This window comes from Nitrospirota bacterium (assembly GCA_040757595.1).
GTDB lineage: Bacteria > Nitrospirota > Nitrospiria > Nitrospirales > Nitrospiraceae > JBFLWP01.
In genome coordinates, this window is record JBFLWP010000016.1 from 11,360 (window position 1) to 26,266 (window position 14,907).

At 68.4% G+C, this 14,907-nt stretch carries 8 protein-coding genes; all 8 read left to right on the forward strand.

Annotated elements, in window-relative coordinates; all coding sequences use genetic code 11:
- Positions 1-17: 17 nt before the first annotated feature.
- The 8 genes from AB1411_13635 (at position 18) to AB1411_13670 (ending at position 14,866) form a co-directional block, all read left to right on the forward strand.
- A complete protein-coding gene (locus AB1411_13635; protein MEW6544633.1) occupies positions 18-3,947 on the forward strand; it encodes an HAD-IC family P-type ATPase in 3,930 nt (1,309 codons plus the stop codon).
- Positions 3,944-7,078 carry a CusA/CzcA family heavy metal efflux RND transporter gene (locus AB1411_13640; protein ID MEW6544634.1) on the forward strand — a complete coding sequence of 1,045 codons (3,135 nt, stop codon included), beginning with the start codon at positions 3,944-3,946 and terminating at the stop codon, positions 7,076-7,078. Before AB1411_13635 ends, AB1411_13640 begins: the two co-directional genes overlap by 4 nt.
- A 65-nt stretch (positions 7,079-7,143) precedes the next feature.
- On the forward strand, positions 7,144-8,790 hold the full coding sequence (locus AB1411_13645; protein ID MEW6544635.1) for a tetratricopeptide repeat protein: 1,647 nt from the start codon (positions 7,144-7,146) through the stop codon (positions 8,788-8,790).
- Positions 8,791-8,810: 20 nt separating this feature from the next.
- Complete coding sequence (locus AB1411_13650; protein ID MEW6544636.1) at positions 8,811-9,263, forward strand: DUF488 domain-containing protein; 453 nt, start codon at positions 8,811-8,813, stop codon at positions 9,261-9,263.
- A gap of 131 nt (positions 9,264-9,394) precedes the next feature.
- Positions 9,395-10,510 carry an efflux RND transporter periplasmic adaptor subunit gene (locus AB1411_13655; protein ID MEW6544637.1) on the forward strand — a complete coding sequence of 372 codons (1,116 nt, stop codon included), beginning with the start codon at positions 9,395-9,397 and terminating at the stop codon, positions 10,508-10,510.
- A gap of 38 nt (positions 10,511-10,548) precedes the next feature.
- Entirely contained in the window at positions 10,549-12,579 is a 2,031-nt protein-coding gene (locus AB1411_13660) for an ATP-binding cassette domain-containing protein (GenBank protein ID MEW6544638.1), read from the forward strand.
- Positions 12,576-13,730, forward strand: coding sequence for an ABC transporter permease (locus AB1411_13665; protein MEW6544639.1), 1,155 nt, complete (start codon positions 12,576-12,578; stop codon positions 13,728-13,730). Before AB1411_13660 ends, AB1411_13665 begins: the two co-directional genes overlap by 4 nt.
- Positions 13,727-14,866 (forward strand): ABC transporter permease, encoded by a 1,140-nt coding sequence (locus tag AB1411_13670; protein MEW6544640.1) that lies wholly within the window; start codon positions 13,727-13,729, stop codon positions 14,864-14,866. The genes AB1411_13665 and AB1411_13670 overlap by 4 nt, the downstream gene beginning before the upstream one ends.
- The last annotated feature ends 41 nt before the right edge of the window (positions 14,867-14,907 follow it).

A 14,907-nucleotide genomic window follows, 5' to 3' on the forward strand; every position in this document is an offset into this window, starting at 1 on the left:
ATCCGGAACGCCGAACGATGAACGGACCATGGCACGCGACGGCGCCGGAGGCGTTGGCCGGCGAGCTGCACACGAGCCTGGACTCGGGGCTGAGCGGCCGCGACGCCCGCGAGCGGCTCGCCGCGCAGGGGCCCAACGTCCTGCCGGAGGCGCCGCCCGCGTCTCCGCTCCGCCTGTTCCTGGCGCAGTTCGAGAGCCTCATCATCTGGGTCCTGATCGGCGCGGCGGTTCTGTCCGGGCTGCTCGGCGAATGGGTGGACCTCGGGGCCATCCTCGCCATCGTGCTGCTCAACGCCCTGCTCGGCTTCGTCCAGGAATACAAGGCGGAGCGATCGCTGGCGGCGCTCAAGAAGCTCTCGACCGCGACCGCCCGCGTGATCCGGGACGGCGCCGTGCACGTCGTGCCCGCGAGCGACCTGGTTCCCGGCGACCTGATCCTGGTGGAGGCGGGCGACCACGTGCCGGCCGACGCCCGGCTGGTCTATGCCACGGCGCTCCGGACCCATGAAGCCTCACTGACCGGCGAGTCCACGCCCGTGGACAAGACCGCCCGGGCTCTGACCGGCGACCGGCTGCCGCTGGCCGACCGAACCAACCTGCTCTTCCTCGGAACCAGCGTCACGGCCGGCAAGGGCCGGGCGCTCGTGGTCGCCACCGGCACCGGGACCGAGCTGGGCCGCATCGCCAGCCTGCTGCAGAAGGCGCCGGTCGAGCCGACCCCGTTGCAGAAGCGGCTGGGGCAGCTCGGCCACTTCCTGCTCTTCCTATCCCTGGGCATCGTGACGGTCGTCTTCCTGCTGGGCCTCTGGCGGGGCGAGCCGCTCGTGGGCATGTTCCTCACCGCAGTCAGCCTCGCCGTCGCCGCGATCCCGGAGGGGCTGCCGGCCATCGTCACGATGACCCTGGCTCTGGGCGTGACGCGCATGGCCAGGCGCCACGCCCTCATCCGCCGGCTGCCCGCCGTCGAGACCTTGGGCTCGACCACGGTGATCTGCACGGACAAGACCGGCACGTTGACCAAGAACGAGATGACCGTGACGAGGCTCTTCCTGCCCGGGCGGCTCTTCGAGGTGACCGGCGAGGGCTATGCCCCCACAGGAGAAATACGTCAATGGTCAATGGTTAATGGTCAATGGCAAGCGGGCCATGAGCCATCACCCGTCACCCATCACCCATCACCCATCACCCATTCGAGTCTGCGCGAACTGCTCAGCGCCTTCGCCCTCTGCAACGGCGCCTCGCTCAGGGAAGAGGAGGGCGCGTGGCGCATCGTGGGCGATCCGACGGAGGGCGCTCTGCTGGTCGCGGCGGCCAAGCTGGGCCTGTGGAAGGAGCCGCTTGAGGCGGACCAGCCCCTGCTCGGGGAGGCGCCCTTCGATCCGGAGCGGAAGCTGATGACGATGGTCCGGCAAAGCCGTGGCGGCCCGGTCGCCTACGTCAAAGGAGCGCCCGACGTCCTGCTCCTGCGCTGCACCCACCATCTCACGGAGGAGGGGCGGATCGAGCCCTTGGGCGACGCCGTCAGAAAGCAGATCCTGGAGGCGAACGGGACCTTCGCGCAGGAGGCCCTGCGGGTGTTGGGGGCGGCGCGGCGCCCGTTGGACAGGGCCCCGACGGAATTCCGGGCCGACGAATTGGAGCGCGAGCTGATCTTTCTGGGACTGGCGGCCATGAAGGACCCGCTGCGCCCGGAGGCCCTCCGGGCGGTGCAGGCCGCCCGTGAGGCCGGCATCAAGACCGTCATGATCACGGGCGACCATAAGGAGACGGCGATCGCCATCGCCCGCGAGCTGGGTCTCCTGGACGGCCGGGACCGTCTGCCGGGCGAGCCGGCCCCGGCCCTCTCCGGGACCGAGCTGGACGACCTGACGGACGAGGCGCTGGCGGAGCAGGTCGAGCGGATCGCCGTCTACGCCCGCGTCTCGGCCGAGCACAAGCTCCGCATCGTCCGGGCCTGGAAGGCGCGCGGGGCGATTGCGGCCATGACCGGCGACGGGGTCAACGACGCCCCTGCCGTGAAGGAGGCCCACGTCGGGGTCGCCATGGGGTTGACCGGCACGGACGTGACCAAGGAAGCCTCGGACATGGTCGTGACGGACGACAACTTCGCCTCGATCGAGGCGGCGGTGGAGGAGGGCCGGACCATCTACGACAACATCCGGAAGTCCGTCCACTACCTGCTCTCCTGCAACCTGAGCGAAGTGCTCGTCATGCTCCTGGCCGCGCTGCTCGACCTGCCCCTGCCACTCCTGCCCGTCCAGATCCTCTGGATCAACCTGGTCACGGACGGCCTGCCCGCCCTGGCCCTGGCCGTGGACCCGGCCGATCCCGACCTCATGCGGCGGCCGCCGCGCCGGCCCAAGGCCCGGTTCCTGGAGCGGGAGCGGGTCGCGCTCATGTTCGCCCAGGGATCGTTCATGGCCCTTGTCACGATCGCGGCTTTCGCCTACTGTCTCTATGGGATGGACCAGAACCTGGACCGGGCCAGGACCGTGACCTTCACCGTGCTGGTGATGGCGCAACTCTTCCACTCGTTCAACTGCCGGAGTGACCGCCATTCGCTCGTCTCGATCGGCTGGCGGACGAACCCCCATCTCCTCTGGGCGGTCGGCGGCTCGACGCTGTTGCAGACCGCGATCATTTCCACGGCCTGGAGCCGGGAGGTCTTCAAGGTCGCCCCGTTCAACCCGGAACATTGGCTATTCGCTTTCGGGCTCGGCCTCCTGCCCCTGCTGGCGATGGAAGTCTGGAAGGCCGGGCGACGGGGCAGGGGTCCGTTGACCCTGCTCTGTCTGGGGGCTCTGGCCCTCTCCTTCCTCGGCCCGATGGGCTGCACCAGAGAGGGTGAAGAGCCCCGGGACGCCAAGCCCCCGACCGACGCGGCCCGCCCCGGCGTCGTGCGGCTCAAGCCGGAGGCGGCGGCCGCCGCAGGGGTCGCGGTCCAGCCGATCCGGCGCGGCGAGTTCCGCCAGCACCGGGACTTTCCCGCCACGGTCCAGCCCAACCAGAACGAGCTGGCCGAGGTCACGACCCTGGTGCGCGGGCGGGTCGTGGAGGTCTACGTGGACTTCGGGCAGGACGTGAAGAAGGGGACCGAGCTCGCCCGGCTGGACAGCAGCGAGCTGGGGCTCGCGGAGGCCGATTACCTCAAGGACCTGGCCAAGCTGCACGAGGCCGAGCGGGCCTACGAGCGGGCCCGGGACCTCCTGCACGACAAGGCGATCAGCCTGGCCGAGTTCCAGCGCAAGGAGGCGGAGGCCCTCGGCGCCAGGTCGGAGGCCCGCGAATCGCGCAACCGCCTGGGCGTGCTGGGCGTGAACGAGGAGGAGATCGCCCGCCTGGAGAAGGAACAGACGATCCGGTCCACGGTTTCGATCAAGGCCCCCTTCGCGGGACGGATCATCAAGCGCAACGTCGCCCGCGGGGAAGTCATGGAGACCACCGACGAGCTGTTCACGCTGGCCGATCTTTCCGACGTCTGGGTCATCGCCAACGTCCCCGAGAAGGACGTGCGGTTCATCAAGTCCAGCCACGTGGTGGACGTCCGGCTCGCCGCCTACCCGAACGAGGTGTTTCACGGCAAGATCACCTACGTGGGGGACGTGCTGGACCCGGCGACCCGCACGATGAAGCTCCGGGTCACCGTCCCCAATCCGGACGGGCGGCTCAAGCCCGAGATGTTCGCCACGGTCCGGGTCTACGGGGAGCCGGAGCGCCAGGCGCTGGCCGTCCCCCTCTCGGCCGTCCTGCGGGACGCGGGCGCGCCGATGGTCTTCGTGCTGGCCGGGCCCGGCCAGTTCGAGGCGCGGGCCGTGAAGCTGGGCGAAGAGAGCGCGGAGCTGGTCAAGGTCCTGGACGGGCTGCGGGAGGGTGAGCAGGTGGTGACGGCCGGCGCCTTCGCGCTCAAGTCCGAGGCGGAAAAGTACAAGATCGAGCCGACGCGATGATCGCGGCGATTCTCGCCTTCTCCCTGCGCCAGCGCCTCCTCGTGGCCGCCACGGCCTGCCTCCTGGCCGTCGGCGGGGTCTACGCCTACCGGGCCCTCCCCATCGACGCCTTTCCCGACGTCACGAACATCCAGGTGCAGATCCTGACCGAGGCCCCCGGCCTCTCGCCCGTGGAAGTGGAACGGTTCATCACGTTCCCGCTGGAGCTCCAGATGACGGGCCTGCCCCGCCTGACGGAGATCCGGTCCATCTCCAAGTTCGCCCTCTCGCAGGTCACGGTGGTCTTCGACGACCAGACGGACATCTACCGGGCCCGCCAGCTCGTGCTGGAGCGGCTGGCCGAGGCCAAGGGCCGCCTGCCGGAAGGCGTCGAGCCGGTCATGGCGCCGGTCATGACCGGGCTCGGGGAGATCTACCAATACTACCTCGCCGGACCGGAGCCGTCCGCCGACGGGGCGTCCCCCGAGAGCCGGCTGATGACCATGCGGACGGTGCAGGACTGGGTCATCCGCCCGGCCCTCAAGAGCGTGCCCGGCGTGATCGACGTGGACTCGCTGGGCGGCTTCGTCAAGCAGTACCAGGTGCTCGTCCATCCCTCCAGGCTCAGGAAATACAACCTGACCCTGCACGAGATCTTCGATGCGGTGGCCCGGAACAACGCGAACGCGGGCGGCAACGTGCTCGAGCGGCACGCGGAGCGGGCGATCGTGCGGGGCGTGGGGCTGATCCGCACGGTCGAGGACATCGAGAACATCGTCGTCAAGGCGGAGGCCGGCACGCCCGTGTTCGTCCGCGACGTGGCCGAGGTCCGGATCGGCCACGCGGTCCGGCACGGGGCCGCGATCCTGAACGGCGAGCGGGAGGTGATGGCCGGGATCGTGCTCATGCTCCGGGGCGCCAACGCGCGCGAGGTGGTCGAGCGGGTGAAGGACCGGGTCGAGGCGATCCACCGGGACGGCCTCCTGCCGGACGGGCTGCGGATCGTCCCCTTCTACGACCGGAGCGACCTCGTGAACGCGGCGGTGGAGACCGTCTCCGGGGCGGTGCTCGAGGGGGTCGGGCTCGTCACGCTGATCCTGTTCGTCCTGATCGGGAACGTCCGGAGCGCGATCGTGGTCATGGCGACCCTCTGCCTGACCCCGCTCGTCACGTTCCTCGTCATGGGCCGGGTCGGGCTCTCGGCCAACCTGATGTCGCTCGGCGGGCTGGCCATCGCGATCGGGGAGATCGCCGACGCCTCGATCGTGATGGTCGAGAACATCCACCGGCACCTCTCGCAGCCCCACGACGCCTCGCGGAGCCGGCTGCACGTGGTGCTGCAGGCCGCGAAGGAGGTGGGCCGCCCCACGGTCTTCGGCGTCCTCATCATCTGCATCGTGTATCTGCCGATCATGACCCTCTACGGGATGGAGGGGAAGATGTTCGCCCCGCTGGCCTACACGATGGTCATCGCGCTGCTGGTGTCCCTGGCCCTGACCCTGACCCTCTCCCCCGTGCTCTCCTCGCTGCTGCTGAGCGGGCGCGGGACGGACCAGGAGACCGTGGCGGCCCGCTGGGCCAGGCGGCTCTACGCACCCGTCCTCAGCCGGGCGCTGGAGCGGCGCGGGCTCGTGGTAACCGGCTCCGCCCTCCTCCTGATCGGCACCGTCGCGCTGACCCCCTTCCTGGGCCGGGAGTTCATCCCGATCCTCGACGAGGGGGCGCTCACGCCCCAGGTCATCCGGCTGCCCAGCGTCTCCCTGGCCGAGTCCATCGAGATGGAAAAGCGCGTGCAGAAGGCCATGCTGGAGTTCCCCGAGGTGCGGACGGCGGTCGGGAAGATCGGCCGCTCCGAGATCGCCTACAGCCCGGAGGAGCCCAACGAGAGCGACCCGGTCGTGACGCTGCGGCCGAGGGACACTTGGACCACCGCCCAGACGAAGGCCGGCCTGGTGGACGCGATCCGGCGGCGGCTGGCCGACGTTCCGGGCATCTCGATCCTGATGAGCCAGCCGATCCAGGAGCGGGTGGACGAGCTGATCTCCGGCATCCGGACCGAGTGCGCGATCAAGCTCTACGGCGACGATCTGGATACGCTCAAGGCCAAGGCCGACGAGATCGCCGAGATCATGCAGACCGTGCGGGGCGTCAAGGACCTGAAGGTCGAGCAGATCGCCGGCCAGCCCTACCTGACCGTGGACATTGACCGGCACAAGATCGCCCGCCACGGGATCAACGTGGCGGACATCCAGGAGATCGTCACGACCGCGATCGGCGGCAAGCCGGCCACCACCGTGTACGAGGGCGAGCGCCGGTTCCAGCTCTTCCTGCGCTTCCCCGTGGAGTACCGGAACAGCGCGCGGGCGATCGGGGACATCCTGGTCCGGTCCTCCTCGGGCGCGCCGATCCCGTTGAGCGAGCTCGCCGCGATCGAGTGGCGCGAGGGGCCGGCGCGGATCAGCCGCGAGCAGGTGCGCCGCCGGATCTACGTGGGGTTCAACGTGGTGGGCCGCGACATCGGGGGCGTCGTGGAGGAGGGCCGCCAGAAGCTGGCCGCGCAGCTTCACCTGCCGCAGGGCTACACGGTCGTCTGGGGCGGCGCCTTCGAGAACATGGAGCGGGCCATGGCCCGGCTCCAGATCATCGTGCCGCTCTCGGTCGGCTTGATCTTCTTCCTCCTCTTCCTCTCCTTCCATTCGGTCCGCTACGCGCTCCTGATGCTCCTCAACCTGCCCTTCGCCCTGATCGGCGGGGTGGCGGCCCTCTGGGTCAGCGGCCAGTACCTGAGCGTCCCGGCCTCGATCGGCTTCATCAGCCTCTTCGGGGTCGCGGTCGGCAACGGCATCCTGCTCGTCTCCACGATCACCCAGCTCCGCGAGCCGGGGCCGGGACAAGAACGAGGGATGGCGCTCGACGAGGCGATCGTGACCGGCTGCTCCCTCCGGCTGCGCCCGGTCCTGATGACGATGCTGACGACCCTGCTCGGCCTGCTGCCCCTGCTTCTGGCCCAGGGAACCGGCGCCGAGGTCCAGCGGCCCCTGGCGACGGTGACGATCGGCGGACTGGTCACCTCCACCGCCCTGACCCTCCTCGTCCTCCCGGCCCTCTACCGCTGGGTGGAGGAGCGCCGGCCGGCGGCCGGCCAGTCTTGACGGGATCACCGGTGTTGCCGTGCCGCGGGGAACCTTGCTAGGCTTCGACCGGCAAGGGGGAAGCCATGACGTCCCGTGACCTGCTCAGCCCGTTGCTCTGCCTGCCGCTCTTCATCGCTGCTCCATCGGCGGCCTGGGCGGCCGAGAACTCAGCTCCCCTCTTCGACAACCTCGGCTCCTACCACCATGCGATCTCGACCGGATCGCCGCAGGTCCAGCGGTATTTCGACCAGGGCATGGTCCTCTCCTTCGCCTTCAACCATGCGGAGGCGATCCGCTCGTTCCGCGAAGCGATCCGGCTCGACCCGGACTGTGCCATGTGCCACTGGGGCGTCGCCTACGCCCTCGGCCCCAACATCAACAGCGACATGGACCGGAAGGGCGCCCGCGAGGCCTACAAGGCGATCCGGCTTGCGCTGAAGAAGGCCGACCGGGCGACCGAGGCGGAGCAGGCCTACGTCCGGGCGCTCGCCGTCCGTTACGCCGCCAAGCCTCCGTCCGACCGCAAGGCCCTGGATCTTGCCTATGCCGACGCGATGCGGGACCTGGCCCATCGTTTCCCGGACGACGTGGACGCGGCGACGCTCTTCGCCGAATCCCTGATGGACACGACGCCCTGGCACTACTGGACCGAGGACGGGCAGCCGGGGCCGGTCACGGAGGAATTGGTCGCAACCCTGGAGTCCGTGCTGGCCCGGGCTCCCGAGCATCCCTTCGCCCTGCACCTCTACATCCACGCGATGGAGGCCTCCCCGACCCCGGAACGGGCCGAGGCGGCAGCGGACCGGCTGGGTCCGCTCGTGCCCGGAGCCGGACACCTGGTCCACATGCCCGCCCACATCTACCTGCGGATCGGCCGGTACTCTGACGCGGAGGTGGCCAACGCCAAGGCGGCCGCTGCCGACGAGGCCTACTTCGCCCACAGCGATCACAGTCATGCCGAAGGCCTCTACGCAGCCGGCTACTATTTGCACAACATCCACTTCCTCTGGCAGGCGGCGCTGTTCGAAGGGCGAAGCCATGTCGCGCTGGAGGCGGCCAGGAAGCTCGCGCGGGAGGTCACGCCTGGGCGGCTCAAAGCCCACCCGGAGGCGGAGCACTTCCTGCCGATCCCGCTCTTCACGCTGGCGCGGTTCGGCCGGTGGGACGAGATCCTGGCCGAGCCCAAGCCGCCCGCCGCGCACCGCTACCACCGGGCCATGTGGCACTACGCGCGCGGGCTGGCGCTCGCGGCAGGGGGCCGGCTCAAGGAAGCGGGCCGGGAAGCTCGACAGTTGGACCGGCTGGCCGCCGGCCTGAAACGGAAGGCCGGCGCGGAGACTCCGTCGGTCCCGGCCGCCGACCTCGTCGCCCTGGCCGGGCACCTGCTGGCGGCCGAGATCGCCGACCGCGGAGGCCGCTCCGACGAGATGCTCCGCCACTATCGGGACGCGGTTCAGATCCAGGATCGGCTGCCCTACATGGAGCCCCCCTACTGGTACTATCCGGTTCGTCAGGATTTGGGGATGGCGCTGCTGCGGCTGGGACGTCCAGGGGAGGCCGAGGAGGCCTTCCGTGAGTCGCTTCGCCGCCATCCCCGCAACGGCTGGTCGCTTTACGGCCTCGCCCAGAGCCAGAAACAACAGGGCAAGGCCGAGGCGGTCGAGACGCAGCGGCGCTTCGAGGAGGCTTGGGCGAGGGCGGACGTGCCGCTCGCCGATTTACACTTCTGAGCGGCTTTGCCGAGGTGACGATGAAACGCCGTGCGCAATCCGGGACCATTCGGGTGAAGCGGGCCTACGAGCCGGCGAGCTCCAAGGACGGAGCACGCTTTCTGGTGGATCGCCTCTGGCCGCGCGGGCTCACGAAGACCGCCCTCAAGCTCGACGGCTGGCTGAAGGAGGCGGCTCCGAGCGACGGGCTGCGTCGCTGGTTTTCCCACGATCCGGAGAAGTGGGTTGAGTTCCGGCGCCGCTACTCGGCCGAGCTGGACGGCAAGCCGGAGACCTGGCAGCCGATCCTGGAGGCGGCCAGGAAGGGCCCGATCACGCTCCTCTTCGGAGCCAAGGACCGGGCGCACAACAACGCAGTCGCGCTCAAATCCTACCTGGAATCCAAGTTTTTCTCATCTGTAGCGTTCCGCTCCAACGTCCCTCCCCCAGTTGTAGCAAGATGCCATCTGAAAACGGTTGAGGGTCTTCTCTAACCGACGGCTTTCCTTCATAAATCCCGATAACGCCGGCGTTCGTCGGTGGCCCGTGCCTTGCTACTTTCCATCGAATCCGCAAGGATGAGGGTCGTTGTCCGCCGACCCTCCGAGCGACCGAGCGGGGCGCGATGTTTCAGGTGCAACGGAAAGAGCGGGTCATCGGCTTGGCCTTGGCTGCCGCCGTCGCGATCGGCGGATTCGCCGCCATGACGGAGTGGCTCCGCAACCAGCGGCTGCCCGACGGCCTGATCCAGGCCAACGGGCGGATCGAGGGCGATCATGTCACCATTGCCAGCAAGTTCCCGGGACGGGTTCAGGCCCTGCTCGCCCGCGAGGGCGACGTCGTCAAAGCGCGGCAGGTTCTGATTCAGATCGACGACGTCCAGACGAGGGCCAAGGTCGAGCAGGCCCGGCGGGCGTTCGAGACCGTTGAAGCGCAGGTCCAGGCGGCCCACACCTCGCTCGCCGTGTTGAATCTGGAGGTGCCGCTGGCCATCGAGGCCGCGGACGAGCGGGTCACCAGCGCCCGTGCGGCCGTGGCCAAGGCCGAGGCGGTGGAGTACGAAGCGCGTCGCGACGCGGAGCGGATCCGTCCGCTGGTGGCCGAGCAGGCCGTGTCGCAGCAGCAGCACGACCAGGCCGAGGCCCGATGGACCGTGGCCAAGAACGACCTGAAGGCGGCCAAGGCCGCGTTGCTTCAGTCGAGGAAGGAATTGGCGCAGGCGGAGCTGGGCTGGAAGAGGATTCACGCGAAGGAAAGCGAGGTGGCGGCACTGGAGCGCCAGCGCGACCAGGCGGAGGCGGCCCTGAACGAAGCGGACAGCGTGCTGGCCGACCTGACCCTCGTCGCGCCGACCGACGGGACGGTGACGACCCGCTTCGTGGACGTGGGGGAAGTCGTCGCGACCGGCGCCCCGCTGCTCGAGCTCGTGGACCTGGACCGGCTCTACCTCAAGGTCTACGTCCCCGAGGTGCAGATCGGCAAGCTTCGCCTGGGATTGCCGGCCCGCATCTACACGGATGCGTTTCCGGACCAGCCCTTCGAGGCGACGGTCAAATACATCGCCTCGCGGGCCGAGTTCACGCCGAAGGAAGTCCAGACCCCGGACGAGCGGGTGAAGCTCGTCTATGCGGTGAAGCTCTATCTCACCGAAAACCCGCAGCACCGGCTGACGCCCGGATTGCCCGCGGACGCGGTGATCCGGTGGCGCGACGACGTGGCCTGGGCGAAGCCGAAGTGGTGAACCAAACGCAAGGCGTGAAACGTGATGAGTGATCGGTGATGGGTGGTGAAGAGATGATCGAAGAGGACAGGACCGTCACCAGTTCACCGGTCGCGCATCACCCGTCACCCATCACCCACGACGAGATCGTGCGCGTGGCCGGCTTTGGCAAGCGGTACAAGAAGCAGGTCGCCGTTCAGGGCGTGGATCTCACCATCCGGCGCGGCGAGCTGTACGGCCTGATCGGCCCGGACGGAGCCGGCAAGAGCAGCCTGATGAAGGCAATCGCCGGCGTGCTGACGTACGACGAGGGAGCGGTGGAGGTGTTCGGCATCGCCGTGGACTCCGAGCGAGCCGCGGAACGGGTGAAACACCGCCTCGGCTTCCTGCCTCAGGGGCTCGGTCTCAACCTGTACCCGGAGCTCTCCGTCGAGGAGAACATCGACTTTTTCGCCCGCCTGCGTCTGGTGCCTGAACGCGAACTGGCCGAACGGAAGGCCCGCCTGCTCGCCATGAGCCGGCTGGACCGCTTCCGGGATCGCGTCATGAAGCATCTCTCCGGCGGCATGAAGCAAAAACTCGGGCTGATCTGCACGCTCGTCCACGAACCGGACTTTCTCATCCTGGACGAGCCGACGACCGGCGTGGACCCGGTCTCCCGGCGGGACTTCTGGGCCATTGTGTCCGAGCTCGTGCAGGAACGGGGCATGACGGCCCTCGTGTCCACCGCCTACATGGACGAAGCGGCGCGCTTCCACCGGCTGTCCTTCATGTCGAGCGGGCGCGTCCTGGCCTCCGGTTCGCCGCTCGACATTCAATCGCTCGTTCCCGGCACCAAGGTGACCGTGCAGGCCGAGCCCCAGGTCGAGGCCCTGATTCGCCTGAAGAAGACGTTCCCCCACGTCGAAGCGGTGGGTCCGTTCCTGCACGTCTTCGCGGAAGGAGCCGAGCCGGCGGCAGCGGCCCGGCGGATCGAATCCGCCCTGGGGGACATCAAGGCGGGCCGCCTGCAGGCGGAGGAGCCGGAGCTCGAAGACGTGTTCGCCGCCCTGTTGCTCAGACAGGAGGGCCACCAGGATGCCGGCGATCTCCGCGGCGGCGCCCCGTTGCAGCGCCAGCGGGACGGGCTGGCCATCGAAGCGCGGAACCTCGTCCGCGATTTCGGGGCCTTTCGTGCGGCGGATCGGGTCAGCTTCCAGGTCAAACAGGGGGAGATCTTCGGCCTCCTGGGAGCCAACGGCGCGGGAAAGACCACGGTCATCAAGATGCTGACCGGCATCCTGCCGCCCAGCGGGGGAGAAGGCCTGGTCGCCGGAGCCGACATGCGCGGGACCGGCGGGGCCATCAAAGAGCGGATCGGCTACATGTCCCAGGCGTTCTCGCTGTACCTGGACCTGACGGTGGTCGAGAACATCCGCCTCTTCGCCGGGATCTACGGCCTCGGCAAGCGGGAGACGAACGAGCGGCTGGAGTGGATCGTGCACATGGCGGGGCTGGCCGGCTACGAGTCCGGCTTGACGGGCCGGCTCCCCATGGGCGTGCGGCAGCGTTTGGCCCTGGGCTGCGCGCTGGTACACCGCCCGCGCGTCCTGTTCCTCGACGAGCCCACCTCGGGGGTCGATCTGATCGGGCGGGGTCGCTTCTGGGACATCCTGGTCCGCCTCTCGCGGGAGGAAGGGGTGGCGATCCTGATCACGACCCACTACATGGGCGAGGCCGAGCACTGCGACCGCCTGGCGCTGATGCATGCCGGCCGCATCGTGGCGGACGGGACGCCGGCGGACCTGAAGCGGCAGGTGGAACGGGAGGCCGGCCGTCTGCTCGAGGTGGTCGCCGACCAGCCGGGGAAGGCCCTGGTCTATTTGCAGCGGGCCGGCTTTCACGGCGCGTCCCTCTTCGGGACCAAAATCCATTTCCTGTGCCGCGACCCGGTGCGGGACGAGGAATGCGCCTGTCGCGCGCTGGAGGCCAGCGGCGTGGCCGTCAAATCCGTCGCCGGGCGCCCGCTCAGCCTGGAAGACGTCTTCGTCTACAAGGTGATGGCGCTGGAACGGGAGGAGCGCGTGGCCGGCGCGTACGCGCACGCATGAACCTGCGCCGCATCGCCATCGTGGCCTCCAAGGAATGGCGGGAGACGCTGCGCGACCGGATGTTCCTCCTGCTCGCGTTCCTGATCCCCGTCGCCTGGATGACCGTCTTCGGGTACGGCCTGGTCCTCGACGTGGAGCACGTCCCGTTCGCCGCGCTCGACCGGGACCACAGCCGGCTCAGCCGAGACTACGTGTCTCGCTTTCAGCAATCCCGTTACTTCGACTTCCGGGGATACGTCCGGGACGAGCGCGAACTCGATCGTCTCATTGCCCGCGGCGTCGTCCGGGCAGCCATCATCGTGCCGGACACGTTCCAGGAGCGCCTGCTGGCCGGGGAACCGGCCGCCGTGCAGACCCTGCTCGACGGCACCTTTCCCCTGCGCAGCGACATCACCAAGGGCTACGTCATCGCGATCAACGGCGCGTTCAGTCAGGAGCTTCTGGTCGACCATCTCGCCCGCACGCGACGCCTGACGCGGCAACGGGCGGCGGAGATCGCCCAGCCGGTGAAACTCGAGGTGCGCTACCTCTACAACCAGGCCGTGAAAAGCGCCTGGACCATCGCCCCGGCTCTCGTGATGTTCGTGCTCACGATGTCGCCGCCGCTCCTGACCGCACTGGGCATCGTCCGCGAGAAGGAACGCGGCTCGATCTACAACATCTACAGCTCGACCGTCACGCGGTTCGAATTCCTGATGGGGAAGCTCCTGCCCTCCGCGATCATTTCCTCGATCAATGTCGTCGTGCTGTGGCTGATGGCCGTGTACGTGTTCGGGGCGCCGTTCAAAGGGAGCTTCGCCTTCTTCTTCGCCGCCTCCTTGCTCTTCATCGTCTGCACGACCGGCATCGGGCTGGTCGTCTCCATGCTGGTCAGGACGCAGCAGGCCGCGTTGATCATTACGATTCTGATTTCGATCATCCCGTCGGTGAACTACTCGGGCCTGTTGGTCCCGGTCACCTCTTTGACCCACGGCGCGCAAGCCTTCGCCCATGCGTTTCCGGCGATGTACTACACCAACATCGTTCGCGGGATCTTCCTGAAAGGCGTCGGCGTGGACGTTCTGTGGCCCGACGTGCTGATTCTCGTCGCGTTCGCCGTTGCGCTGCGGGTGGTCGGGTGGTTGCTGTTCACGAAGAGGCCGCGGGCATGATCATCTGGTGGCGGCGGTTGCGCGCGATGACCGTCAAGGAGCTCCGGCAACTCGGCCGGGACGCGGCGCTCTTGTTTTTCTTCCTGTGGGCGTTCACGTTCAATATCTACGAGGCGGGCGGCGGGATCAACATGCAGCTCCGCCACGCGAGGATCATGGTCCACGACGCGGATCACAGCGTGTCGTCCCGCGAGTTGCTCAACCGCTTCCACCCGCCCTACTTCGCGTTCCAAGGGGAATTGCCGGACCTCGCGGAGGGCCAACGCCTGATGGATCGGGGCGCCACGCTGGCGATCCTGGACATCCCGCCGCGATTCCACGAATCGCTGGTCGCCAGGGAGCCGACCTCCGTGCAATTGCTGGTGGATACCACCAGCTCGCCGCAGGGCCTGTCGGCGGCCAGCTACGCGGGGCGGATCGTGGGAGAGTTCGGGCTCGACGCGGCGGGGCGACGCGCCGGCCCCGATGCCGGGGAAGCGCCGGACGCGCCTGTCGTCACCAGCCAGCATCGCGTCTGGTACAACCCGGAGCAGAACGAAACCTGGTTCCAGTCCGTGGCGGAGCTGTTGAGCATGATCACGGTGTTCTCCACCCTGCTTCCGGCGGCGGCGCTGGTGCGGGAGAGAGAGCGGGGCACCGTGGAGCAGTTGCTCGTTTCCCCGCTCACGCCGTTCCAGATCATGTTTCCCAAGGTGATCGCGATGACCCTCGTGATCGTGACCGGGACGGCCGCCAGCACGTTCGGGATCATTCAGGGCGTGTTCCACGTGCCGGTCAAAGGCAGCGTGATCCTGTTCTTCGCCCTGACGACGCTCTACGTGTTCACCACTGCGGGCCTCGGTCTCATGATCGCGACGTTCGCCGGCAACCAGGCGCAGGTGGGGCTCATGAACATCCTCGTCGTGGCCCCGATGCTGTTGCTGTCCGGGACCTGGGCCCCCCCGGAGGCGATGCCGGAATGGGTGCGCGGGTTGATGGTGTTTTCTCCCCTGCACTACTTCATCAACATCGCGTACGGGATCCTGCTGAAGGGCTCGGGCCTGGACCTGCTGTGGGATTCGGCCCTGACGATGGCGCTGCTCGGCGGCGCGCTTTTCGGCTTCGGCGTCTGGCGGTTCCGCCGGCAGTTCGCCTAGGATTTGCGCATCCGGCTGGCATCACGGGGGTGGATGGGTGT